This is a genomic window from Paenibacillus haidiansis (genome assembly GCF_036553665.1).
GTDB classification, from domain to species: Bacteria; Bacillota; Bacilli; order Paenibacillales; family Paenibacillaceae; genus Fontibacillus; species Fontibacillus haidiansis.
Window position 1 is genome coordinate 1 of sequence record NZ_JAZHPZ010000008.1, and the last position, 26,182, is coordinate 26,182.

The window sequence follows — 26,182 nt, forward strand, 5'->3', positions numbered from 1 at the left end:
GCTGGGTAGCTAAGTGCGGACGGGATAAGCGCTGAAAGCATCTAAGCGTGAAGCCCCCCTCAAGATGAGATTTCCCAGTATGTAAGACCCCTTGAAGACGACGAGGTTGATAGGCTGGGGGTGGAAGTGCAGCAATGCATGGAGCTGACCAGTACTAATCGGTCGAGGGCTTATCCAAAATTACCCCAAAAAGTGAAGCGAGGCTTCGAAGGTAATTCCGATTACTTTTCGGGGACCCCGGTGAACCAAATAGGGGCTAACACGCAAATCTAAGTTTCGTATCCGGTTTTCAAGCGATTAAGCTTGAATATGTTTGGTGGCGATGGCGGAGGGGTTCCACACGTACCCATCCCGAACACGACCGTTAAGCCCTCCAGCGCCGATGGTACTTGGACCGAAGGGTCCTGGGAGAGTAGGACGCCGCCAAGCGCAATATTCCCTGATAGCTCAGTTGGTAGAGCACTCGACTGTTAATCGAGTTGTCACAGGTTCGAGTCCTGTTCGGGGAGCCACTTGCTCTCATAGCTCAGTAGGTAGAGTGCATCCATGGTAAGGATGAGGTCACCGGTTCGATCCCGGTTGAGAGCTCCATTTTTTTCTTACTGGATGGCCCGTTGGTCAAGGGGTTAAGACACCTCCCTTTCACGGAGGTAACAGGGGTTCGAATCCCCTACGGGTCACCACTTTCCATTTAAGATTTATTCGAATTACATACGGAGGCTTAGCTCAGCTGGGAGAGCATCTGCCTTACAAGCAGAGGGTCGGGGGTTCGATCCCCTCAGCCTCCACCATATTGGGGATTAGCCAAGCGGTAAGGCAACGGACTTTGACTCCGTCACTCATAGGTTCGAATCCTATATCCCCAGCCATTTTATCTTTGATAAGATGATGTATGAGCCATTAGCTCAGTTGGTAGAGCACCTGACTTTTAATCAGGGTGTCGAAGGTTCGAGTCCTTCATGGCTCACTTTTCAAAATGCGCGTGTGGCGGAATTGGCAGACGCACTAGACTTAGGATCTAGCGTCTTTGACGTGGGGGTTCAAGTCCCTCCACGCGCACCATGAATGCGGACGTGGCTCAGCGGTAGAGCATCGCCTTGCCAAGGCGAGGGTCGCGGGTTCGATTCCCGTCGTCCGCTCCATTATATGCGCCCTTAGCTCAGCTGGATAGAGCGTTTGACTACGAATCAAAAGGTCAGGAGTTCGAATCTCTTAGGGCGCGCCACTTTTTCAACTAAATAGTGTTTGTACCATCTTATTTCGGGACGTAGCTCAGCTTGGTAGAGCACCTGGTTTGGGACCAGGGGGTCGCATGTTCGAATCGTGTCGTCCCGACCATTATAAGGTGCGGGTGTAGTTCAATGGTAGAACTCCAGCCTTCCAAGCTGGTAGCGTGGGTTCGATTCCCATCACCCGCTCCATACATAACAGCAACATCATCAGACTGATGATGTTTTTTGTTATAATCGAAAGTTTATTGTTTTTTTAACCTTGCATTTTATTGCTTCACCGTGTTAGGGTAAATAATGAGTTGTCATAACGGGTAACATTTTGGTTGTCCCCTTCAGCGAGCAGGATGCAACTGATACCAAACTTTGGTATTCCTACGGAATGCCGTTCATCGCTTACGCAAACCGCCGTTTCCCTATAAATCCTTACAAATAAAGTGAAGATTTTCGGGGAAGTTTATTGTATTATGATAGGAAGGCTTTTAGAGACGGAATAGGGATGAAATGGGGGAGAAAATATGACGGAACTAACGGTAACCGCCGGTAAAACCAACTCGAACAACCTGCTTCGGCGCGATATACGTTTTTTGGGCAATATTCTAGGAGAGGTCCTGGTCCATCAAGGCGGAAATGAACTCTTGGATATTGTCGAGAAGATTCGTGAAACCAGTAAGTCCCTAAGGGCTGCTTTTTTGCCGGAACTGCATGAAGAGTTTAAAGAATTGATCAACTCGCTTGAACCGGGAATCAGACATCAGGTTATCCGGGCATTCGCCATTTACTTTCAATTGGTCAATATCGCCGAACAGAATCACCGGATTCGCCGCAGAAGAGACTATGAGCGCTCCGCAGGGGAAACGGTCCAACCGGGAAGCATTGAAGCTGCGGTAAGAGAACTGAAGGAGCACGGCTTCAGCTTCTGGGAGGTAGAGGAGATCCTCAACGGGATGTCGCTGGAGCTGGTGATGACGGCCCACCCGACAGAAGCAAAGCGCCGCGCGATTCTCGATATCCATAAACGGATTGCCGACGATGTCATGCTGCTCGATAACCCGACGCTCACCTTCCGGGAACGCGAGCAGCTTCGAGAAAAGCTGCTGAACGAGGTCATCACGCTTTGGCAAACCGACGAGCTGCGCGACCGCAAACCGACGGTTCTTGATGAAGTGAAGAACGGCATGTACTATTTCCATGAAACCCTGTTCGATGTTCTGCCGGAGGTCTATCAAGAACTGGAGCGATGTCTAAGCAAGTACTATCCGGAACATCTATGGCATATGCCGACTTATCTGCGCTTTGGTTCGTGGATTGGCGGCGACCGGGACGGGAACCCTTCCGTGACCGCCGATGTTACCTGGGAGACGCTGAAAATGCAGCGTAAGCTGGCTATCATGGAATATCAGCGGCTGCTGGCGGAGCTGTTCAAATATCTCAGCTTCAGCACCAGCATCGTCGATGTTACGGATGAATTGCTGGCCTCCATTCAAAGGGACCGGCTGCAGGTGAAACTAAGCAGAATACCGCAATGGACTAATGAAAAAGAACCTTACCGCATCAAGCTGACTTATATGACGCAGAAGCTTCAAAATGTACTGGACGAGTCGAAAAAAGATTCGGAACGTTACACCGGAGTAAACAGCCTGCTCGATGACCTGAAAATTATCGACCGCAGCCTGCGCCATCATTATGCGGATTATGTCGCGGATACTCATATCAAGAAATTGATCCGTCAAGTGGAGTTGTTCGGTTTCCATACCGCTACGCTTGATATTCGCCAACATAGCAAGGAACATGAAAACGCCATGACGGAAATTCTGGCTCACATGAATATCGTGAGCAATTATGCCGAATTGGAGGAAGAAGAGAAGGTGGATCTGCTGGAGCGGCTGCTCAATGATCCGCGTCCCCTGACTTCCCCTTATCAGGAATACAGCGACAGCACAACGGAATGCTTGAACGTATACCGGACCGTATTTAAGGCGCAGAAAGAATTCGGAACAAAGTGTATCACAAGCTATCTGATTAGTATGACGGAAGCGGCCAGCGATATTCTCGAAGTTATGGTATTCGCCAAAGAGGTAGGTTTGCTCTATAAGGAAGCCGACGGCACCGTAGTGTGCACGCTGCAATCCGTTCCTCTCTTCGAAACGGTGGATGATCTTCATGAAGCTCCCGGCATTATGCGGCGGTTGTTCAATATGCCGATCTACCGCCAGTCGGTAGCGGCCATGAACGATCTCCAGGAAATCATGCTCGGTTATTCCGACAGCAATAAGGACGGCGGCGTAGTTACCGCCAACTGGGAGCTGCGGGTGGCCCTCAAGCAAATTACGGCCGTCGCCAAAGAATCCGGCGTGAAGCTGAAATTTTTCCACGGCCGGGGCGGAGCTTTGGGCCGGGGCGGCATGCCGCTGAACCGGAGCATCCTCGTACAGCCGCCGGAAACGATCGGCGGCGGTATCAAAATCACCGAACAGGGTGAAGTGATATCCTCGCGGTATGCGCTCAAGGGCATTGCCTACCGAAGCCTGGAAACGGCGACTTCGGCGCTGATCCAATCGGCGAAACAGGCTAAGTTGCAGGAGAGCTCCAGTGCGGAAGAGGAAAAATGGGATGAGATCGTCGCCGGAATCTCCGAGATTTCGCTGAACAAGTATCAGGATTTGGTTTTCCGCGAACCTGATTTCATGAAATTTTTCAGAGAATCCACCCCGTTGGTGGAAGTCGGCGAACTGAATATCGGTTCACGGCCTTCCAAACGTAAGAATAGCGACAGATTTGAGGATCTGCGGGCAATCCCTTGGGTGTTCGCCTGGACACAAAGTCGTTATCTCTTCCCGGCCTGGTATGCAGCCGGTACAGGGCTGAATGCTTATTATCAGAACAACGAGGAGAATCTTCGCGTTCTTCAGGATATGTACAAGAACTCGACATTCTTTAAGTCGCTTATCGATACGCTGCAATTCGCGATTATTAAGGCGGATCTGGTTATCGCCAAAGAGTACGCCAAGATGTGTCAGGATTCCGAAGCCAAGGACCGGATCTTCGGGCAGATCGAGCGGGAATTCCATTTGACGAAGGATATGATTTCGAAGATTACCGGCAATTCGGAAATCCTTGACGATTCCCCGGCCGTACAGGAATCCATACGCCTTCGCGATCCTTATGTCGATCCGCTAAGTTACCTGCAGGTCCAATTGCTTACAGAGCTTCGGGCCGCCCGCGAGCAGGGACATGACGATTCGGAACTGCTGCGCGAGGTGCTGCTTACCATTAACGGGATTGCCGCCGGGCTCCGGAATACGGGCTGATACCGCGGCGGATTCAACGATGCCGGTCTTCTCCTTTTTTACGGGAGCGGGACCGGCTTTTTTGTGGATTAAACGGCTGAAAATGAGATGTGAAAGCTATTGCATTTTATAGGGAGTTGAATTAACATTTGAATGAAGTGAAGGCGGTCCTAAGTGCCGCGAGTGGGCTCGGAAACCGGAAAGCCGGAGGGCAGAGTCCGAAAATAAGCCCGTCCATGGATCTGGGGGAAATTATGGTGGTAGACCATTTTGAAGCGAGACTGGTGAAGCTGGCCCGTAAAGGCGATCAGGCCGCGTTTGCCGAACTCGTTGATTTATATAAGGATAAGTTGTTTCATCTCGCGTACCGGATGCTATCCAACCGGCATGAAGCGGAGGATATCGTGCAGGAGGCTTTTTTACGTGTCTATAAAAATTTCCACCGGTATGACGATAAGCAAAAATTTTCGACATGGATTTACCGGATCGCCACCAATCTGTGTATCGACCGGCTCCGAAAGCGGAAACCGAGCTATTATCTCGATGCGGAAATGAACGATCAGGAAGGAATGGATGGATATACGCTGATTCCCGGCGACGAAAGAACACCGGAAACGGAATATTTGTTGTCGGAGACGCAGCAGGTCATTCACCAGGCGATCGATGGCTTGCCCGCCAAATATAAGTCGGTCATCATTTTAAGGTATTTGCAGGATCTGTCGCTGCAGGAAATCGGCGAGGTGCTGGACATGCCGGTGACGACTGTGAAAACCCGGGTTCACCGGGGACGCGAGTTTCTCCGCAAGAAACTGGAAAATAAGGTTTTATAATCCGCCTTGCGAAGATTTTTTATGAAACGCTTTGATGGCTGCAACGTAATGTAAGATAGGACGACTATGCCAGTACCGTTGTATACTTGGTTATCTATAGATTTAAGAATGACTGAAAGGATTGGCTGACAATGGATTGCAAACAAGCCTCCTCATTGATGCACGATTATTTGGATGACGATTTGACGCATGAGCAGGCCGTGGGGCTGAAGTCGCATCTCAGCGGCTGTTCCGCTTGCAACGCGCGCTTTAAAGAGCTGGAGCAGACGGAAATGATGCTGTTTGCCACGATCAAGCATCGGGCGCAGGCGGCACCGGATGAGCTCGTTAACCGGATTATGAGCAAGATTCCGAACCAGCGCAAGCAGCAGGCCTGGATCGGGTGGATCCGGAGACATCCGGCATTGACGGCCGCAGCCATGTTTCTGCTCGTCATGCTGTTCAGCGCGGTCTCCATTTGGGAAAGCAATGATCAGCTCGTCGTCAAAACCGCCGATTTGGATCAGGTGATCATCAACGGCAATACGGTGACCGTACCGAGCGGCTCGACCATTGCCGGGAATTTGACCGTTGAGAACGGCAAGGCTGAAATATACGGCGATGTCCAGGGGAATCTAACGGTGATCGACGGATCATATTACCAGGCCTCAACCGCGCATATCGCAGGAGAGATCAAAAGCATCGATCAGGCGCTGGACTGGATTTGGTACAGGATCACCAATGTGGTTACGGAAGTCGCCAAGTGATAACGGCAAGTGCAGCAAAGCGGCGCCTCCCTATAAGGGATCACGGGCGCCTTTTTCTTTTTTTGCAAAAGGAAAATTTTTGTTGCCGTTACGGAAGATACTAAATTTATTGTTCGCTTGCATCTGCTTTGGGAACGTTATAACCTAGAACTTAGGGGAAATCTATATAGACAAGCTTGAAATGGGATGTACATAAACGTCTCTTAAGCCCGGTATTCTTGCCGGGAGAGACTTGTTGGGGGTTACACCATGAACTATTTTGCGAATTTGACATGGCAGGATTACATTAAAGACATTATCGATATCCTCATCGTTACCTATATAATATATCACTTGATTTTGTTGGTTCGGGGAACGAGGGCGATTCAACTGCTGAAAGGCACTTTAATCCTGGTCGCCGTTTGGGCGGTAAGCACCTTGTTTGATTTATATACGTTGAAATGGCTGATGAATCAGATGTTCACCTTCGGCGTATTGGCGGTGTTTATCATTTTCCAGCCGGAGCTCAGAAGGGCGCTGGAGCAGCTTGGACGCGGCAAATTGTTCGGGCGGAACACGGCGGACGAAGAGGAGTTCGGCAAGCGAATCGGCGAAATCATTAAAGCCGTTAATTATTTATCACGTAGAAAAATCGGCGCATTAATTGTGTTTGAGCGAAATACCGGACTTAACGAATATACGGAATCGGGGATTCCGATGCAATCGATGATTTCATCGGAGCTCTTGATTAACATTTTTATTCCGAATACACCGCTCCACGACGGCGCCGTCATCATTCAAGGGCAGCGAATCGCCGCGGCCGCGTGCTATTTGCCTCTATCGGAGAATCCGTTCATTAGCAAAGAACTGGGGACGCGACACCGCGCGGGGATCGGGATCAGTGAGGTGGGAGATGCCATCTCCGTCGTGGTTTCCGAGGAAACCGGGCAAATCTCGCTGGCGATCGACGGACAAATCGTGCGCGATATTAACGAAGAGTCGCTGATATCGAAATTGTATGAAGAGCTTGGCCCGAATTCGAGTCAGAAGGACAAACGCAGGCCTTTCTGGAAAAAGAAGGAGGCCGACAATAATGGATAAGTGGATCAACCACAACAATATCGCCAAGGTGATCGCCCTGGTGGTCAGCGTTATGCTATGGATGATGGTTCACCTTGACAGCGGAACGCCCGTCGCGCCGACCACTGTGGTGAATACTAAGACCATCGATACGAAAATCCAGATTACCGGCTTTGATAGCGACAAATATGTGCTGTATGATCTGGAGCGGGATACGGTCCGGCTGGAGGTCAAAGGCAAGCGGACGGATCTGACGACGAATTTTTCCGATTATAAAGTGAAACTGGATTTAAAAGGCATCGGCCCGGGCACGATTACGCTGCCGTTGGAATATGAGCTTCCGCCCGGCGTTCAATTGGTTTCCATGGAGCCGTCGATCATCAAAGTGACGATCGAAGCCAAGGAGACGGTCGATATGCCCGTTACGATAGTCACGACAGGCAGTCCTGCGGACGAAATGCAGTTGGGCAGTCCGATCGTAAACGGTGCGGGCACGGTCAAGGTCACACTGCCGCAAAGCGAGATCGGAGAGCTGCAGAAGGTGCAGGGGACAGTTGACGTAACCGGACTGACTGAAAGCGTAAAAGGCAAGAGCGTAAAGCTAACCGCATATGATAAGCAAGGGCAAGAAATGAGTAATGCGGAGATTTCTCCGGATACGGTCGATGTGGATGTCCCGATCAATAAACTGTACAAAACCGTTCCGATCGAGGTGCGCAAGACCGGCCAATTGCCGGACGGCTACGTTCTTTCCGGGATCACCACCAATGTGGAGGGTGTTGCGGTTTATGGGTCAAAGGATGTTTTGGAGGGTATATCTTCCTATCCGGTAACGGTGGACTTAGGCCAATTTCAGGGAACAGATGAGACCAGGTACACGGTGGACTTGACTCCGCCGGAAGGTTTTGAGAAAATCGAGCCTAGCTCGGTTCAGATTACCGTAACAATAGAACCGGCCGGTCAAAAGCTGATCGATCATATTCCCGTAACCCTGATCAACCTTGAGGACAGCTTGACGGAGAAATTCATCGATCCTGCGGATTCCGAAATTTCGCTGACGGTTCGCGGAGCGAAGGATGTGCTGGATAAGCTGAAAGCCGAAGATATTACGGCTACGGCGGATTTGGCCGGGCTGGGGCCGGGAACGCATACGATTCCGGTGTCCGTAGTGTTGCCCGAATACATCGTGCTTAACGATCCGAATCAGAGGATCGAAGTTCAGATTGAGCTAACGGCAAGCGACAAGCCTGCATCCTCCGTTCCGGAGGAGAATAACGGCGGCGATGCCGGAGCGCAGAACAACGGGAACGGCGGAAACGGCGGGAACGGCGGGAACGTCGGGAACGGTTCAAATGCCGTAGAGGAGCCCGCCCAGACCGAAGACGGCGGAAAAGGGGAAACTTCGAACGCCGAAGGTTAGGGGAGCCCGGAGCTTGGATCAAGCATGGAACGATTACGTCATAAAGAACATGGGAATGAAGAGCGATTGAAGCCTTTAGTCGTATAGCAGAATATACGGCTGGGGCTTCACAACATGTTGAAGGAGTGAAATCATGGGGAAGTATTTTGGGACAGATGGAGTAAGGGGAATCGCAAATCAGGAACTCACGGCGGAGATGGCTTTTCAGATCGGCCGCTGCGGAGGTTATGTGCTTACGGGCCAAGGGCAGGTTTCTAAGCCTAAGGTAGTTATCGGCATGGACACCCGGATTTCGGGCGTCATGCTCGAATCGGCGCTGGTGGCGGGCATGCTGTCGATCGGTGCCGACGTCATTCGTCTCGGCGTGGTAACGACACCGGCGGTCGCCTATTTGACTCGGCTTCTGAATGCAGACGCCGGCGTTATGATCTCGGCCTCCCATAACCCGGTCGAGGACAACGGCATTAAGTTCTTCGGCAGCGACGGGTTCAAGCTGTCGGATGAAACCGAGCTGATGATTGAAGAGCTCATGGACAAAGAGACAGACGAGCTTCCTCGTCCCATTGGCGGCGGGCTCGGGAATGTTACTGTAGACAATGATTCGAAATATAAATATTTGGACCATCTGAAAACGACGATCGGCCATTCCTTCGAAGGCCTGAAAATCGTGCTGGATTGCGCCAATGGCGCCGCTTATGAGCTCGCCCCCAGACTGTTCCGGGAACTGGGCGCCGAAGTCCATACGATCGGTGCGGAACCGAACGGGCTGAATATCAACGATCATTGCGGATCGACACATCCGGAGAATCTGAAAGCGGAGGTCGTGCGTCTCGGCGCCGATTTGGGGCTCGCTTTTGACGGAGACGCCGACCGGTTGATCGCCATCGACGAGCGCGGGGAAGAAGTCGACGGCGACTACATCCTGTGCATTTGCGGCGACGCGATGAATCGGGCGGGCAAGCTGAAGGACAGCACGGTCGTTTCGACCGTCATGAGCAACTTCGGCTTCTACAAGGCGGCCAAGAAATTGTCGCTCAACACCCAGCAGACGGCCGTCGGCGACCGGTATGTCATGGCGGAAATGATCCGCGGCGGATACAATCTGGGCGGGGAACAGTCGGGCCATGTGATTTTCCTCGATTACAATACGACGGGCGACGGCATCTTGACGGCGATTCAACTCGTGGATACGATGAAGGCGGCCGGCAAACCGCTCAGCGAGATGAGAAAAGTCATGAAACAATATCCGCAAGTGTTGGTAAATGTCCGGGTACAGGATAAGAGCAAGTTTGCCGGGAATCCGGCGATCGAGGAGGCCATTAGCACCGTGGAGCGTCAGCTCAGCGATAACGGCCGGGTATTGGTGCGTCCTTCCGGGACGGAATCCTTGATCCGCGTCATGGCCGAAGGACCGGAGAAGGGCGAATTGGAGGAGCTGGTGGCTCACATTGCCTCCGTTGTCGAAAAAGAACTGGTTTAATAAAGATTATCGCGACTTTTATCATAGGTCTTAAAAATAAGCCGCTGGTACCGTAAGATTCGGGTTTCAGCGGCTTCTTATTGGGGTATAGAGCCTGAGGAGACAGGATGTGGCAATTGGGACATCTTGATTATTGCCAAATGTCTCGCAGGTGCATATAATAAGCATATTCAAGAAAAGAAAGAGAGGGCAGTGAGGTTACAGGGCAGTTAAGCGCCAGAGCTTGATTTCGCGCGCAGGAAGCCGACCCGGAAGAATGCAAGGCAATAAACCCGGGCGGGGGAAGCGGCAAATGCAAGCTGACGAGGTGGAGGTGTTCGAACTTGTTCGGCGGGGGCCTCCCGGTGCCGCATCGCACCGTAACCGCAAAGGCAAAAGGAATGGGCGACCGTTCTCACAAACCTTGCGGACCGATGTTTATGATTTTTGATGAATCTAGCTAATGGAATGTACAAACTTTTCATGAGTGCATGAGGAGACGCGGAAGAACCGCGGTGAACGGAGAACTGGGGACATTCATGAAAAGGTGCATGTTATTCATAGGTTTTTGCATTCTGATGAATTCATGTATACTTTGCGTGGTCAAAGGTTGATTTTTTGCATCATTCGAAAATTGAATAGTCACCTGTCTCACGTGGACCGCGAAAGCGTCTTCCGCTTCTTTCCTCCTGCATTTAAATTCGGAGAGAATGAAACGGAGGATATATAAATATGTGCGGTATTGTTGGATATATCGGGAAAAGAGACACTCAGACGGTTTTGCTGGAAGGGCTGAAAAAGCTGGAGTACCGGGGGTATGATTCGGCGGGGATCGCGGTCTTCACAAAAGAAGGACTGCAAATCGCCAAATCGATCGGCCGCTTGGCCAATCTGGAATCAAAGCTGGAAGGAGCTCCGCTGGTAGGTACGGCCGGAATCGGCCATACACGCTGGGCTACGCACGGCAAACCGTCGGATGTGAATTCCCATCCGCATACGGACCACAGCCAGAAATTCTCGGTCGTCCATAACGGGATTGTCGAGAACTATCTGGAATTGAAAGAAGAGCTCATCGGGCAAGGCTACGAGTTCGTCTCGGAGACGGATACGGAGGTTATTTCCCACCTGGTGGCTCGCGAGTATGAGGGTGACATCGTCAAGGCCGTTCAGAAAGCGATCAGCTATATGCGCGGCGCATTCGCTCTCGGTGTACTGACGGAATACGAGCCGAATAAACTGGTAGCCGTGCGTCAGGCGAGCCCGCTCATTATCGGTTTGGGCGAAGGGGAGAACTTCATCGGTTCCGATATCCCGGCGATTTTGAACTATACGCGCAATGTGTATATTTTGAATGACGGGGAAATGGCGGTATTGACCGAAGACGCTGTCGAATTGATGACCATCGAAGGGAATTTTATTTCTCGGGAAATGATTTCTGTCGATTGGGATGCGGTAACCGCGGAGAAAGGCGGATTCGATCACTTCATGCTCAAGGAAATCCATGAGCAGCCGAAGGCTTACCGCGACACGATGCTGGGACGCATCGATGCTAGCGGACGTAAGGTTGTATTGCCGGGCCTTAAATTGACCGATGACAAAATCCGCTCCATCAACAGTATCCATGTCGTTGCCTGCGGTACCGCTTATCATGCGGGTCTTGTCGGCGGAACGGCCATTGAACAACTGGTGCGCGTACCGGTAGCGTTTGACGTCGCTTCCGAATACCGTTACCGTTCCCCGCTGATTACGCCTGAGACGCTCGTTATCGTCGTCAGCCAGTCCGGGGAAACGGCCGACACCTTGGCCGCCCTGCGCGAAGCGCAAGCGAACGGCGCCCACGTCCTGGCCGTTACGAACGTGGTCGGCAGCTCGATCGCCCGCGATGCGGACGACGTGATCGCCACCCTGGCGGGGCCGGAAATCGCGGTAGCCTCGACCAAGGCTTACACATCGCAATTGATCGCGTTCTACTTGCTGGCCCTGTACATGGCCCAAGTACGCGGCACGAAATCGCCGGAGGAAGTCGCTCATGTAATTGCAGCCATGCAATCTCTGCCTGAGCAGGTAGAAAGCATGCTGGCCAATACGGATGCGATCAAGACTTACGCCGAGCAAATCGCCAAGCATGAGCATCTGTTCTTCATCGGACGCGGTCTGGATTACGCGGTCGTTCAGGAAGGCTCCCTGAAGCTGAAAGAGATTTCCTACATTCACTCTGAGGCTTATGCTGCAGGTGAATTGAAACACGGTACATTGGCGCTGATCGAAGAAGGCATTCCGGTGATCGCCTTGGCGACCCAGGATTCCGTACTTGAAAAAACGGTCAGCAACATCAAGGAAGTTAAGGCCCGCGGCGCCGATGTTATGGCGATCACGCACGAAGAGCATGTCGCCGGCTTGCTGAGATCCGTCGACCAGGCGTTCGCGATTCCGCAGACGCTGCCGCTGCTTACGCCGGCTCTGTCCGTCGTGCCTTTGCAGCTCCTGGCTTACTACGCCTCCCTGGAGCGCGGCAACGATGTCGACAAGCCGCGTAACCTGGCGAAGAGCGTGACGGTGGAGTAAGGGAACGGGCATAAATGTTGGTATTTGTTCGGTGAAAATAAAGTATTAGACTGAAAAATAAAGTGTTAGACCGTGAAAATAAAGTTTTAGACTGAGTAAATAAAGTGTTAGACTGCTGGGTGCTTCAGCATTTACTCCGATAAAACAGACATCATGAGCATGAACCCCGTAAATGGAATATTTGCGGGGTTATTTTCTTTTTTTGGAGTTGATCCGGTTTGAATCTGGGCGAGAAAGTCAGAACTATCCGAAAATCGCATGAGTTGAATCAGAAAGAATTTGCACTGAAAATCGGCGTTTCGCAAGGAACGCTTAGTGATATTGAACGCGGGGTTTGTTTGCCATCGTGTGAAACGATCATTGCGCTTAAAAACACGTTCCAATGTGATCTTAATTGGCTGCTTTCAGATGATGACGAATCTTTCTCTCAAACTCCAACCTATATATCAAGAGAGGAATTAAAGCTGCTTACCAGTATTCGTGCACTCCCTGCTCAAGAGAAAAATGAGCTCTACGAAATTATAGAAATCAAAAAGAGAAAAAATAAATATCCGAAAACGGATTAAAATATCCGGAAAGTGTAAATATGGTAATATCACCAAAACATATTGGGGTGTTACCAAGTGAAAGAAAAGTCGGGCATTGGAATCGTGACTCAAAATGGAATTTGGTTTAACGGGAGCCTCTACTCCTGTTCGCTAGCCATTCATGAGAAATGGTTTGAGCGAGCACGTCAAGTTGGGGGTTGGCCGGTGTCGGTTAAGTCCCAAGATGATGAAGATCAGATTGTAATCATTCATGAGGATGGTTTAAAGATCAACTGCTATCCAATTGAATTTTTACCATGTGATTCAAAGAAAGTCAGGGCGTATTATTCAGAGTTCCAAAGATTGATGACGTTGAGAAAAGAGCTTGCAGATAGTACACGAAACAGTCTGCCGGACAAGCATTTGAGGTGATCCAGTGGCCAAGCGGAAACGGCAATTCACAGAAGCAAAAATTGAAAGGATGATCAAAGAAGGCAGAGGACAGGGGTCCGGTAAGGACTATCTTCCTTGGCTTACGATTCAGGACGTCCCTTCAGAAGGCAGGGTAACTCGTGGAGTTGGATGGACGACCGGTCGAAGACACCAACTCTTGTCGGATATTGAGCGTGATTATTTCTACCTTCTGGATTACTGCGATGATGTATCGGATATTCGCGAACAATTTCCACTTCTGCCGTTAGAAGAAACGCAAATGATCGCGGAGAAAATCGGTGTGGAACATCCCAAAGATCCGAAAACAGGCATATCGATCGTGATGACCACGGATTTTCTTATTACTTATCGGGATAAAACATTAGCCAGAACAGTGAAACCATCCGCTGAATTGGAAAATGAACGAACCATAGCAAAATTTGAAATTGAGCGGATTTACTGGGATTCCAGACATGTAGATTGGGGTATCATCACTGAATCAGATCTGCCGGATGCACTTATACGAAATATCGAATGGGTGCATAAAGAGTTCCACAATGAGGACGTTCCGGCGCTTGGAATATTTACGATTCGAAATCTGCAACAGATGTTATCCGCTAGATTACATAACGGTGAAGTCGTATCGAGAGCATGCTTGGCTTGCGATGAACAGTTAGGACTTGATGCAGGTACTTCACTTGCGCTATTCCGCCATTTTATTGCACGAAAAATTTGGTCCGTCGATATGACCGAACGAATCATACCTACTCTTCCAGCTAAGGACTTCTCTGAGAAGCATTCGGATATAAGGCTTGAAGCGAAAGGTGGATGAATGCAATGTCATCAAGGTCTATTTTAGAAAATCAGGTGATAGAATGGATTTCATCCGAAACGGATGACCGCGCTGTAGAGCGAATCCTGTGGATTTCCCAGGCAAATGACGTGGTATTCAGTATCGCACTTGAGGACGATAAGGCGTTTCCGGTTATGAAAACATATACAGAGATCATTGCTGGCATAGAGGCTAATCTATGTAAGCCCATTGACTGGATCAATTCAAACATTCCGTTACTGGAGCATTCCATTGATCATGATCATCTCCTCCTCCGTGATAAGGCGTGGGATGCGATTAGGGATATCGTGTCTGATGAACCAGATTGTTTTGATAAAAAATGGCGAGGAATACGTGTACGAGAAGTTCAGGAAAAGACAGGACTTCATAAAAGTACAATCTATCGATATTTGCGGAGATTCTGGCAAGGCGGAAAGTTGAAAAATGCGCTTCTCCCCCATTATTACAATTGTGGAGACTATGGGACGGATCGGGCGCCCGGAAAAGCAAAACGCGGCCGTCCCAGAAAGTTCGAGGATGGACCGACAGGCATCAATATTGACGAAGAAACAAAACAACTGCTTCGGTCGGGAATTCGGCTATTTTACAACAACAGGGAGAAAGCCCCACTCAAACATGCCTACCAAAAAACGCTTGAAAAGTTTTTTGCCACGGGCTTTCGACAAGATGGGAAAGCACTCGTACCTATTCTCCCTCCTCCGGATAAATTGCCGACGTTCGGACAATATCGTTATTGGTTCAAGAAAGAATTAGACTTGGAAGATTCCTTAAAAAGCCGGCTTGGAAGGAAACAATATGCTCTCAAGTACAGGCCTATTCTTGGCAGTTCTACTCATGAAAGCTTCGGTCCAGGTTCCAGATTCCAGATCGATGCGACTGTAGCGGATGTCTTCCTGGTCAGTGAATATCGTCGAGATTGGATTATCGGAAGACCGATTATTTACATCGTAATCGATGTATTCAGCCGATATATCGTCGGATTATACATCGGGCTCGAAGGACCGAGCTGGATCGGAGCGATGATGGCTCTGGCCAATACGACAATGGATAAAGTGAGATTTTGTGCTCAATATGGCATCGATATTGAACCGGAGGAATGGATTTGCAGTCACTTGCCTCAAAAGTTGACAGCTGATCGCGGGGAACTGGAAGGACACAAGCCAAGCCATCTTATTGATGCTTTGGGTGTAGATGTGGAGAACGCTTCTCCTTACCGGGCAGATTGGAAGGGCATTGTTGAGCAGCAGTTCCGATTAATCAATCTTCGAAGTATTCGGTTTATACCGGGAGCAATCAAAGAGCGTCAACGGGAGCGAGGTGAACGAGATTACCGTCTGGATGCCAAATTAACGCTTCGGGAGTTTACCCAGATTATGATTCGCAATGTGCTTTACCATAATAATCATCACCACATGCAATGGTACGATCGGAATGAGTTTATGATTGCCGATGATATTCTCCCTATTCCACGCGAGCTGTGGCAATGGGGCATCATTAACCGAAACGGACGGCTCAAGAAGCAGCCGGAACACATTGTCAAGCTAAACTTAATGTACCATGGGGAAGCGACCGTCACAGCGGCTGGAATTCAGTTCAAAGGCATGCATTACGGTTGTGACCTGGCATTGCGTGAGCAGTGGTTTGTAAAAGCAAGGGCAGGAAAAACGTGGCGTGTTCAAGTATGCTACGATCCCCGTTCCACCGACGAAATTTATTTGTGGTTGGACGAAGGACACCGATTTGAAACATGTACTTTGCTTGAACGGGAAGAACGTTATATGAACAAACGATTCGAAGAAGTAGAGGATTTGCTTGAGATTGAAAAGTATCAAGGCCGCCATCAAGAATTCAACAATATGTTGTCCAAAATCGAACTGGACGCTCATACGAAGGCGATTGTAGAAGAAGCGGCTAAAAAGACTGATGAAGCGATGAAGCAAAATCAAGAAAGCAGTAACCAGCGAATAAAAGGGACGAGACAACATCGCTCCAACGAAAAAATGCTCAATCGTGAACAAGAAGCTTTTAAATTATCAGAGCAACCTCAAGTACCTAACATCCCAGCAAATAATGTTATTCCAATGAGGCGTGAAGATAGTGATGACGGTAAGGCACCGTCATATATTCCGCCGGCAGACAAACTGTCCAAAATTAAAGCCTATATGATCGAAGATGGTGAAGAGGAATGAGTGAATTTGATATCCCCTTATTTCATTTCAGCCGCGGCACATTTGTTGAAGCAGACTATCAGGATCCGTTAATTGAGGATTATCGCAGCAATCCCTTGCTTGAGGCACTGCCGCCGATATGGGACGAGAAAACCGTTGTACAGAAATTAGCTTCGAGACCGAAGTTTCATGCTTCTGAACGAGAGTTGCCCGTCCATCTTCGGTTACATTGCGTACAACGAATTTCTCGCGATTTCTTTCAACCATTATCTCGGCATCTGGAGCTGGAGCAAAGCATTTCCCGACTGATTAGAGACGGTTATGTCGGCCGAAATCCGCTAACCCCGAATTATGCTTTCCGAGCCCGTAAGGACGCATATGAGCTCATCATGAAAGGGAGTACAAGCGGATATCCAGTGAATACACCCACATCAGCCGGATTTGCTTTAGTGGGAATTTCGGGAATCGGGAAGTCCAGCAGCTTGCTTCGAATCTTGCAAATGTATCCGCAAGTGATTTTGCATCGGAAATATCAAGGCAAAGATATGCCTGCCCCCTATCAAATTGTGTGGTTAAAGATGGATTGCCCGCATGACGGTTCTATCAGAGGGCTCTGCCTGAATTTTTTGCTTGCGGTCAATAGTCTCGTTGGGACAAAGTACTACAAAAAGAATGTCACGAAAAATCCGGATGAATTGTTGCCGCTCATGGCGCAGGCTGCTGCTGTGCATTGTCTGGGGGTTCTTGTGATTGACGAAATCCAAAACCTTCAGGAAGCCAAGGACGATCGCGCAGCTCAAATGCTGAACTTCTTCGTTCAATTGGTCAACACGATCGGGTTGCCAGTCATACTTGTCGGAACATATAAGGCGCTCCCCGCATTAAATGGTGAATTTCGAAACGCGCGGCGCAACAGCGGCCAAGGGGACGCTACGTGGCACCATTTTAAGAAAGATGAGGAATGGACGTGGCTGCTGCAAGGTTTGTGGAAATATCAGTGGACAGTCAAAAAGGCTGAACTGAATCAGGAGTTTATCGATATCATGTACGACGAATCCCAGGGTATTTCCGACATTGCGTTAAAACTATTTATGCTGACCCAATGGAGAGCATTGGATAAAGAATTGGAGCAAATTACTCCCGAATTGATTCGTTCCGTTGCAAAGGATCGGCTGACATTGATTCGGCCTGCTCTTGAAGCATTACGATCCGGCAAGAAAAAACAAATTCAGAACTTTGCCGACATTTATTCCAGTGTGTCCATTGACGATTATCTGGATCGGATTGAGGCTGAACAGCGGCAAGCGGAACGATTGGAATTGATTCGGAATGAACTCGGTTACGACGTTGTGGAACAAACCGTGAATGAAGTCTGCGCATGGCTTGTTGAGGCGGGTATTGATCGCGAGTCAGCAAAGCGATCGGCTGAAAAAGTTGTACAGGCGCACCTGAATGAACTGGATCGTGTAGATCTGCATAAAGAGGCCTTAAAGCTGGCATTACAAAAACAGCCTGTTCCATCAAGTGATTTCACAAAGCAACGCGAAAGAAGCAGTTCAAAAGTGATTCCGACCGAGCCTGACGATTTGAGATTAATCGTATCACAAGGGAAAAAGAAGAAGTTGTCCGCTTACGAGGCGCTGAAGGCAGCCGGATATATTAAAAATCCTTTGGAGTTCCTTAATTAGGCATTGAACCCATGAATGAACGGTTTCCAATTCCTATTCCGTATCCAGATGAGCTCTTATACGGCGTGATCAGTCGTTATCACTTAAGGGCTAATAACACAAGTCCAAAATGTACGTTTAAAGAAGTGTATGGCACGAAGAATGTCATTCCGACAATTGACCTGCCAAGTCATATCGAGGCATTTTCGCGTAGAAGTATGTGGCATGAAATGACAGCCGATGATTGGATCAAAGACCACACTTTTTATCCGTTTTATGCTCCATTCTTGCCAAAGGATCGTGCGAATCGTTTAAAGCAACTGATGAAAGGGCCAGATGGATCGGGGATACATGCACTTGTTGGGATTACCGCCAGTACTGTGGATAGGAGCGGTGATTTACGGTTCTGTTCACAATGCTATAAAGAAGTTATCCATCAATTTGGAGAACCGTATTGGGACCGCATTCACCAGCTTCCGGGAGTATGGGTTTGTCCGGTTCATCGGGATGTTCTGCATCGGATGACATACCCGGTTTCAGATCGATATGGGTTGACCGTTCTCCTTATTTCGAAGAAGATGTTCGGCTCAGTACCGATTGTCGCCAACTTGTCAGGTAAAACAATCAATCAGCTTTCAGACATCGCAAGAGACATTCAGGCATTAATGCAAACCAACGATTTTCCAGTTCTTTATGACTCCAGGAACATATTCCTACCACGCTTACGGAAGCAAGGGTATGTAACCGCAGGCGGGCGTATTCGCCAGCAAAAACTTGAGGAGCAGTTCGTCATTTGCTATGGGAGAGAGCTGCTGGAGATGCTGGGCAGCCTTCCATACGGTAAGGACTACACATGGCTGAATCTGGCGACAAGGTCCGCCCGGCGGGCGATTCATCCGCTGCGGCAGATGCTGCTGATCCGTTTTTTGTACGGGTCATTCAATGGATTTTTAGAACAATCCGAGGTGGATGACGCACCCTTCGGTAAAGGGCCATGGCCATGTCTGAACAAAGCAGCGGAACATTATCGAACCTCAATAATAACGGACCTGCGCATTACGCGTTGTACAGATACCGGCCGGCCTGTAGGAACCTTTACTTGTGAATGCGGCTTCGCCTATTCAAGACGAGGACCGGATCAATCCGAAGAAGATAAATACCACAGAGGGCGTATCAAATCGTTTGGTTCTGTTTGGATAAATAAGCTTCAGGTACATTTGCGAGAGGGCATTTCCTATCGTTCCATGGCAGCGTTATTGGGGGTTGATACGAATACAGTCATTAAGTACGCCAAAGGTACTATAACAACACGCAACTTGGAACCTGCATTATTAAAGAGTTCAAGAAAATCTTCCAAGCCGGTCCGGTCTAAGGGATCTAAACATACACGAGTCGACTGGGGGAAACGTGATCTGGAGCTAAGTTGGATTGTCGAGGAAGCATGTAGAAGGATGTTATCAGATCGCAAAAATAAACCTGTCAGAATTACGATTTCAGCGATAGGCAAACGAATCGGGAAACTGAGTTTGCTAGAAAAGCAAAAACAAAAGCTCCCTGTAACGACGAAAGTATTATCTGATTACCTTGAGTCGACATCCCAATTTCAAATTAGGAGGGTTCGATGGGCTGCTGAGCAACTGGCTGGCGAATGGCCCATAAAACGGTGGAAACTTGTGAAAAAAACCGGACTGCGACCGGGATATGCCCAAGAGGTATCGGATGAAATTGATCGTTGTATTGGACAAGGAGCTTCAATGAATCGAATTGCATCTGCTGAGGTGACTCCATTATGGCTGCATTGACACTGCGTTCATGGCCGTTTCCGGATAATCAGGGGGTTGAGTTATTTTGGTTCGGGTCCCCTTTCATGGACTACAAGGGGAATTGGAGAGTTCGAGTCGCATTTCGGACGGAAACCAGGGACTTGAAAGTTGTATCCTACCCATGGGGAACAGTACCCTATTTGCGCATGGGACAAGTCTACACCAACGGAGTATTTGATCAAATTAAGCCATTGGAAGGCATTGTACATAGAATAACGATAAGCAGCTTGGTCAAGGTTTGATGAGCAATGGGTTTAAATTGCCCAAGCGTTTGATTGACTTCCGTCAAAATCCGGAGCTAGGGCTTCAAAAAATTATTCAGTTTCAGTTTGACGGGACGATTTATTGCTTTCCAGTGTTCGAATTCATTCGAGCCATGTTTATTAATTCCAGGTATTTGGCGTATTATTTAATGCAGCCGCACGGTCTGGAAATGTTGATCGATAATAGCGATATGAGAGGAACAACTCTGTATTTTGATTTGAGTTTTCGTGTACCGGCCAAATTGGCAAGCGAAAGTAACGCGCGTCACCTATCCTGGATTTACATCGATCCCGCTATTCGTACCATGTGGGATTCCGTTTATCAATTGATGTTCAATCAAGCGATCAAGGACTCGCCTCAAAATCCGAACGCCAGGATGAAGAAGGGAATTCCGCTTGGCGTTGAACTCCCGGTTGTTGGTCCTCTTGAGTTTCACGTTCGAGGAGAACAATTCAATAACTACTTCTTGGTGAAAGAAATTCTCGGTATTGGCGGTTTTAAGCATCCGGCGGAAGAAATCGTCTTTTGGCACCCATCGAAGAAGCGTCGTGAGTCGATTTCAGGAGATAAACAAGTTCGAGTTACGTATGGATCCGAAAATAAAGACTACATATTGAATGATCAAAGCGATAGTGCCAGGGAAAACACGCGGCAAGATGTATTGGAGGCCCCTCCTACGTTTATGCGTTTCTCCAATTATCCGAGAGTTACTACTCGTCGAGAGGATGTGAGGCATTCCCATACCGGCAACGACGTGATCATCACCTCCGGGAGAGGCGGGAAGAACTCAGGAGGATTAGAGGAAGTAAGCACACAGGATTCAATGGTCGGCGGTGATACGCCTCCTATCGATTTTCAGACGCTTGAAACCATACCAATCACAGAAGCAATCGGTCTTGAATCTTTTTTCGAGATGACTCAAATCTTGAAGCATGTCTTTCCCGGTCATATCCGGATGTCTGTGCTCAGGATTCCTCCCGGCAAAAGATTTTCTGTATGTCCAAACGGCTCCCGACGAACATGTGCGATCGTACAGGCGGATCATGGTATCACGACTAAGTTTATTATCGAAGTAGCCCGGCCGGATGATTGGTCCATTTCGACATTGATCCTCCACCCAACCCGGCAGATTTCACTAAAGACAGTTGAGTGTGATATTAAGTTACTCCTTGAGGGGCTTGTTCAAAAAGGCGGCCACTGGGATCAGAACATTTTAAACCAATGCAACGGCTTCAATATCGAAAAGGTTAAGCATTACCAAAACGATTCAATTAGGGATTGGGCGTATCGGATAAACGGGAAATTATCCGGCTAGGCAAAAGATGTTTGATTATTTTTGGTATTGAAATACTCAATTCTTGGATGGTATAATTTAGTTGGCTATTGGCAGTGAAAGAAGGTGATGAATTGATTGAATCGTTCTGGAATATTTGTCTGCTTCACGATATATCAACACGTGATCAGTTGCTTCGCGAGGCCATTCGAGTGAAGCGGACACAACAACTACTGAAACAACAACAGTTGGCCGAAACGGAGCTAACGGCGGAACCCGAGACGCTGTTTCAGTGGATGAAGGAACGCGCCTTAGACAAAGAATTAGGCCATTTCCCCGGCGATCGGGATTTATTTTATAAACTGTACCACACAGGCAAGGATATGGACTTGTTGGAATACGCCATGCTAACAATCCAACAAGATCGTGTTACTGGGGGCATTATCGTCCATCCTGGAATCGTCGAGCGGTTTATCGACCATTGCGAGCGACATGGTTGCAACAACATTCTGTTTGCAGAAGCTGAAAAGTATATCAAAGGACTCATTGAAACGAAATGTTACCATCGCCCAGGGACAATCACATTGTTAACGGAAAACTACATCATCAGCAGATTGTTCAAAACGTATTTCGAGCCCTATCCCAATATCCGCATAGTTCAAGGGTCCATTTATCAGCCGCTGCCCGCAGAACATCAATTCGACGCGATCCTGGCGATGCCGAATTTCGGTATGAAAATGAACGATGACGATGTCGCGGTTCGGGAGTCCGAAGGCGCAGCGGCCAGCTACCTTCTTCCACTCTTGCAAGATGGCGGGAGATTAAGCGTGACCTTGCCCGCGCGGATGCTGTTTCAATCCGGCTCAATCGCAAGCTGGCGGAAGCAAATGAATGAACAGGCGCCGGTTCAAACAATTTATTCGCTTCCGGACGGCTTGTTTCGTCCCTACACTTCTATCAAGACCTATCAGGTTGACTTCGGCAAAGCGCCTGTGGAAGAAGTGATCCTCGGGCGGCTCCATTTGGAAAAGTCAAAGCTTGTGGCGGAACGGGAGATTACCATCCATCCAGATCGGTTCCGTCAACTAGATCATTGGCGAATTGAACTACTGTTGGATGAAGATCAGGATACACTTCGTTCCTTCCAACAGGCGGCAACCCCGAAAGTGAAGCTGCGCGATGTGGCAGAAATTTTTCGGGGAAAATCGATTCTTAAACAGGATCTAAAGCCCGGGAACATTAAGGTGCTGAATATATCCAATCTGGATGACGGCGAAGTGTTATTGGATCAGCTTGAAACGATTGACGAGGAAGAGCGGAAAGTGAAGCGTTACGAGATTCTCCCAGGCGACTTGGTTATGACGTGCCGCGGCACCGTGAACAAGCTGGCTGTGTTTCCGGAGACCCAAGGGGTAGTCATCGCCTCCTCGAATATAATCGTGATTCGATTCAAGTCGGTAATCAAGAGCCATTTTGCCAAAATGTTTCTGGAAAGCCCGGTCGGGACGGCCCTTATTCAAAGCTTCCAGCGGGGAACAACCGTGATGAATTTGAATCCAGCGGATGTGGCGGAAATGGAATTGCCCTTGGTACCGGAAGATAAACAGCAAGAATTAATACAGCAATATATCCGGGAGAAAGAACGATATAAAGAGGTCGTTCGGGAAGCGGCTAACCGTTGGGAACAAGTGAAGAACCAGTTATATGAGCAACTCTACTGAGGAGGAATTCAGGATAATGGCAACAGCGAACATTGGATTCGAGGAAAAGTTATGGAGCATGGCCGATAAGCTGCGTGGCAGCATGGATGCAGCGGAGTATAAGCATGTAGCTCTCGGTCTTCTATTTCTGAAATATGTGTCGGATGCATTTGAAGAAAAATATGAAGCATTGAAAAATGAACCGTATGCCGATCCGGAGGACCGGGACGAATACGTGGCAGAAAATATATTCTGGGTACCGAAGGAAGCGCGCTGGAGCCATATCAAGGATAACGCGAAAAAGCCGGAAATCGGGCAGATCATCGACAATGCCATGATTGCCATCGAGAAGGAAAATCCGTCGCTGAAAGGCGTGCTGCCGAAAGATTACGCCAGGCCGGCGCTGGATAAAACCCGTCTCGGCGAAGTGATCGATCTGTTCTCGTTCAAAGTCGGCGATGAAGAAAGCCGTTCGAAGGATGTACTGGGGCGGGTATATGAGTATTTCCTTAGCAAATTCGCCAGCGCGGAAGGCAAGAACGGTGGGGAATTCTATACCCCGAACAGCGTCGTTCGCCTGCTTGTCGAGATGATTCAGCCGTTCAAGGGCCGCGTATACGACCCCTGCTGCGGGTCCGGCGGCATGTTCGTTCAGAGCGAGAAGTTTGTAGAGGAACATCAGGGGCGCCTCGGCGATATCGCGGTGTACGGGCAAGAGTCGAATCCGACAACGTGGAAATTGTGCAAAATGAACCTCGCCATTCGCGGCATCGACGGCAACCTTGGCGAGCATCACGCGGATACGTTTCACAATGATTTACATAAAAACCTGAAGGCCGATTACATCTTGGCGAATCCGCCGTTTAATATCAGCGATTGGGGCGGCGAGCGGCTGACGGAGGATACCCGTTGGGCATATGGGGTGCCTCCCGCAGGGAATGCCAACTATGCGTGGATTCAGCATATCGTGAACAAGCTTGCGCCCAGCGGCGTTGCCGGCTTCGTACTGGCGAACGGCTCCATGTCGACAAGTACGACGGCGGAGTTTGAAATTCGCAGCAAGCTGGTTAATGCCGATCTGGTCGATTGTATCGTCACCTTGCCGGGGCAGTTGTTCTACTCTACGCAAATTCCGGTTTGTCTCTGGTTCATCGCCAAAAATAAAGCGCCAAAAGGTCTTCGGGACCGCCGCGGCGAAATCCTGTTTATCGATGCACGCAAAATGGGTCATATGGTCGATCGGACACATCGCGAGTTGAGCGCAGAGGACATCCGGAAGATCACCGATACATACCATGCATGGCGTGGACAGCCAGAAGCGGGTGCATATGAAGATATGAAGGGCTTCTGCAAAGCGGCGAAGCTTGCAGAGGTGCAGGAGCATGAATACATCCTGACGCCTGGTCGTTATGTCGGGATTGAAGATGTGGAAGAAGACAGCGAACCTTTCGAGGATAAGATGGCGCGGTTGACGTCGGAGCTAGCGGAACAGTTCGCCAAGTCCCGGCAGTTGGAAGAGGAAATTCGCAAGCGGTTAGGGGGGATCGGATTTGAGTTTTGAGCCATTTAATGGGATGACGCCTCCTAATGAATGGAAGGCTAGGTTGGTGAAAGATATTGCAGTTGTGAATGAAAGGTCGATCAAGAAAAGTGATCGTATTGATACAATACAGTATATTGATATTGCGGCGGTCAACCATCGTAATATAGATCAACTACAAACATTCAAACTGAACGACGCCCCTAGTCGCGCTCGTCGGATCGTGCAGGATAACGATATTTTGATTTCCACGGTTCGCCCGAATTTGAAGCACTATACCATGATTCGTAAGGCTGAACCCGATATGATTGCATCGACAGGGTTTGCAGTGATATCACCAAAGAGGGTTCATCCGGATTTTCTGTACTATTATTTGACATCGGACTCTTATACAAGATATTTGACTCAGATCGCCGAAGGGCAGACATCCGCATACCCGGCTTTTAATTCAGATATTATAGAGAACACTGTGATCTATTTGCCTCCTGAAAATGAACAATGCGAGATTGGAGAAATGCTGGCATCAGTAGACAAAAAAATCGAACTCAACAACGCCATCAACAAAAACCTTGAAGAAATGACCCAAGCCCTTTTTAAACGATGGTTTGTGGACTTCGAGTTTCCGAATGAAAACGTCGAACCGTATAAGTCCAGCGGCGGCGAGTTTGAGGAAAGTGAATTGGGGCTCATTCCGAAGGGGTGGAAGATAGGGAGAATCGGCGATATTGCTTCCAACAGGACACAGACAGTAAGACCGGAAGAAATACCAAGTGGAACAAAATATATAGGATTAGAGCATATTCCCCGGAAAAAGCTCGCGATTTCCCATTTTGGTGTTTCCGATGAATTAGAGAGCAACAAACTGTGGTTCTATAAAGGCGATATTCTTTTTGGGAAACTTCGACCTTATTTTCATAAAGTCTCAATCGCACCTTTCGATGGAGTCTGTTCAACAGATATTCTATCAATAAATTCTAAGAGAGATGAATTCTATGGATATCTTGTCTTTCAGCTTTTTAGTGAAAGATTGGTCGATTATGTTACTCAGAGTTCTAACGGTACTAAAATGCCAAGGACAAATTGGCGAGATATGAGTAACTATTCCATAGTAATTCCACCGATGGAAATCGCAGAGAAATTTACAACAGTAGTACGCGGATTCGTATCCATGATGACTAATAATATTTATGAGAACATGAACTTGTCGAACATAAGGGACACCCTTCTCCCCAAACTGATGTCGGGCGAGATCCGTATCCCTGTCGAGCAGGATCACAGCGCTCCTTACCTGCCAATGGTTGCGGAGAGAAGCGCAAACTATCAGCCCTAATCCAAAG

General features: G+C 48.8%; 17 protein-coding genes, 11 tRNA genes and 2 rRNA genes. All 30 read left to right on the forward strand.

Annotated elements, in window-relative coordinates:
* A 23S ribosomal RNA gene (locus V3851_RS16165) occupies positions 1 to 178 on the forward strand; the annotation flags it as partial.
* Between the two features lie 134 nt (positions 179 to 312).
* Positions 313 to 429: ribosomal RNA gene (rrf, locus tag V3851_RS16170) — 5S ribosomal RNA — on the forward strand.
* Positions 430 to 436: 7 nt separating this feature from the next.
* Positions 437 to 512, forward strand: a tRNA-Asn gene (locus V3851_RS16175).
* A 3-nt stretch (positions 513 to 515) separates the two neighbouring features.
* A tRNA-Thr gene (locus V3851_RS16180) sits at positions 516 to 591 on the forward strand.
* 17 nt (positions 592 to 608) lie between these two features.
* Positions 609 to 683, forward strand: a tRNA-Glu gene (locus V3851_RS16185).
* Positions 684 to 715: 32 nt separating this feature from the next.
* Positions 716 to 791: transfer RNA gene (locus V3851_RS16190), tRNA-Val, on the forward strand.
* A 3-nt stretch (positions 792 to 794) separates the two neighbouring features.
* Positions 795 to 869, forward strand: a tRNA-Gln gene (locus V3851_RS16195).
* Positions 870 to 894: 25 nt separating this feature from the next.
* Positions 895 to 967 (forward strand) — tRNA-Lys (locus tag V3851_RS16200).
* An 11-nt stretch (positions 968 to 978) separates the two neighbouring features.
* Positions 979 to 1,062 (forward strand) — tRNA-Leu (locus tag V3851_RS16205).
* A gap of 5 nt (positions 1,063 to 1,067) precedes the next feature.
* A tRNA-Gly gene (locus tag V3851_RS16210) sits at positions 1,068 to 1,142 on the forward strand.
* 6 nt (positions 1,143 to 1,148) lie between these two features.
* Positions 1,149 to 1,225 (forward strand) — tRNA-Arg (locus V3851_RS16215).
* 36 nt (positions 1,226 to 1,261) lie between these two features.
* A tRNA-Pro gene (locus V3851_RS16220) sits at positions 1,262 to 1,338 on the forward strand.
* A 9-nt stretch (positions 1,339 to 1,347) separates the two neighbouring features.
* A tRNA-Gly gene (locus tag V3851_RS16225) sits at positions 1,348 to 1,421 on the forward strand.
* A gap of 326 nt (positions 1,422 to 1,747) precedes the next feature.
* Positions 1,748 to 4,540: a phosphoenolpyruvate carboxylase gene (ppc, locus tag V3851_RS16230; protein ID WP_331847599.1), complete on the forward strand. Its 2,793-nt coding sequence runs from the start codon at positions 1,748 to 1,750 to the stop codon at positions 4,538 to 4,540.
* A gap of 233 nt (positions 4,541 to 4,773) precedes the next feature.
* Positions 4,774 to 5,349 carry an RNA polymerase sigma factor SigW gene (sigW, locus tag V3851_RS16235; protein ID WP_331847773.1) on the forward strand — a complete coding sequence of 192 codons (576 nt, stop codon included), beginning with the start codon at positions 4,774 to 4,776 and terminating at the stop codon, positions 5,347 to 5,349.
* 131 nt (positions 5,350 to 5,480) lie between these two features.
* Positions 5,481 to 6,095, forward strand: coding sequence for a zf-HC2 domain-containing protein (locus tag V3851_RS16240; RefSeq protein WP_331847600.1), 615 nt, complete (start codon positions 5,481 to 5,483; stop codon positions 6,093 to 6,095).
* A 249-nt stretch (positions 6,096 to 6,344) separates the two neighbouring features.
* A complete protein-coding gene (gene cdaA / locus V3851_RS16245; protein ID WP_331847601.1) occupies positions 6,345 to 7,175 on the forward strand; it encodes a diadenylate cyclase CdaA in 831 nt (276 codons plus the stop codon).
* Positions 7,168 to 8,574 (forward strand): CdaR family protein, encoded by a 1,407-nt coding sequence (locus V3851_RS16250; RefSeq protein ID WP_331847602.1) that lies wholly within the window; start codon positions 7,168 to 7,170, stop codon positions 8,572 to 8,574. Before cdaA ends, V3851_RS16250 begins: the two co-directional genes overlap by 8 nt.
* A gap of 133 nt (positions 8,575 to 8,707) precedes the next feature.
* Positions 8,708 to 10,054 (forward strand): phosphoglucosamine mutase, encoded by a 1,347-nt coding sequence (glmM, locus tag V3851_RS16255; protein ID WP_331847603.1) that lies wholly within the window; start codon positions 8,708 to 8,710, stop codon positions 10,052 to 10,054.
* A 711-nt stretch (positions 10,055 to 10,765) separates the two neighbouring features.
* Positions 10,766 to 12,598, forward strand: a complete 1,833-nt coding sequence (gene glmS / locus V3851_RS16260; protein ID WP_331847604.1) for a glutamine--fructose-6-phosphate transaminase (isomerizing) — start codon at positions 10,766 to 10,768, stop codon at positions 12,596 to 12,598.
* 218 nt (positions 12,599 to 12,816) lie between these two features.
* The gene (locus V3851_RS16265; RefSeq protein ID WP_331847605.1) at positions 12,817 to 13,164 is read left to right on the forward strand and encodes a helix-turn-helix domain-containing protein; all 348 of its coding nucleotides are present in this window, start codon (positions 12,817 to 12,819) and stop codon (positions 13,162 to 13,164) included.
* 57 nt (positions 13,165 to 13,221) lie between these two features.
* A complete protein-coding gene (locus V3851_RS16270; protein ID WP_331847606.1) occupies positions 13,222 to 13,557 on the forward strand; it encodes a hypothetical protein in 336 nt (111 codons plus the stop codon).
* Positions 13,558 to 13,561: 4 nt separating this feature from the next.
* Complete coding sequence (locus tag V3851_RS16275; RefSeq protein ID WP_331847607.1) at positions 13,562 to 14,389, forward strand: TnsA endonuclease N-terminal domain-containing protein; 828 nt, start codon at positions 13,562 to 13,564, stop codon at positions 14,387 to 14,389.
* Between the two features lie 5 nt (positions 14,390 to 14,394).
* Complete coding sequence (locus V3851_RS16280) at positions 14,395 to 16,599, forward strand: Mu transposase C-terminal domain-containing protein (protein ID WP_331847608.1); 2,205 nt, start codon at positions 14,395 to 14,397, stop codon at positions 16,597 to 16,599.
* Entirely contained in the window at positions 16,596 to 18,266 is a 1,671-nt protein-coding gene (locus V3851_RS16285; RefSeq protein WP_331847609.1) for an ATP-binding protein, read from the forward strand. The genes V3851_RS16280 and V3851_RS16285 overlap by 4 nt, the downstream gene beginning before the upstream one ends.
* A gap of 11 nt (positions 18,267 to 18,277) precedes the next feature.
* Positions 18,278 to 20,047, forward strand: coding sequence for a TnsD family Tn7-like transposition protein (locus tag V3851_RS16290; protein ID WP_331847610.1), 1,770 nt, complete (start codon positions 18,278 to 18,280; stop codon positions 20,045 to 20,047).
* A 262-nt stretch (positions 20,048 to 20,309) separates the two neighbouring features.
* Positions 20,310 to 21,647 carry a Tn7-like element transposition protein TnsE gene (locus tag V3851_RS16295; RefSeq protein WP_331847774.1) on the forward strand — a complete coding sequence of 446 codons (1,338 nt, stop codon included), beginning with the start codon at positions 20,310 to 20,312 and terminating at the stop codon, positions 21,645 to 21,647.
* A gap of 170 nt (positions 21,648 to 21,817) precedes the next feature.
* Positions 21,818 to 23,326 (forward strand): restriction endonuclease subunit S, encoded by a 1,509-nt coding sequence (locus V3851_RS16300; RefSeq protein ID WP_331847611.1) that lies wholly within the window; start codon positions 21,818 to 21,820, stop codon positions 23,324 to 23,326.
* A gap of 16 nt (positions 23,327 to 23,342) precedes the next feature.
* Positions 23,343 to 24,866: a class I SAM-dependent DNA methyltransferase gene (locus V3851_RS16305; RefSeq protein ID WP_331847612.1), complete on the forward strand. Its 1,524-nt coding sequence runs from the start codon at positions 23,343 to 23,345 to the stop codon at positions 24,864 to 24,866.
* Positions 24,856 to 26,175, forward strand: coding sequence for a restriction endonuclease subunit S (locus V3851_RS16310; protein ID WP_331847613.1), 1,320 nt, complete (start codon positions 24,856 to 24,858; stop codon positions 26,173 to 26,175). The genes V3851_RS16305 and V3851_RS16310 overlap by 11 nt, the downstream gene beginning before the upstream one ends.
* Positions 26,176 to 26,182 lie beyond the last annotated feature (7 nt).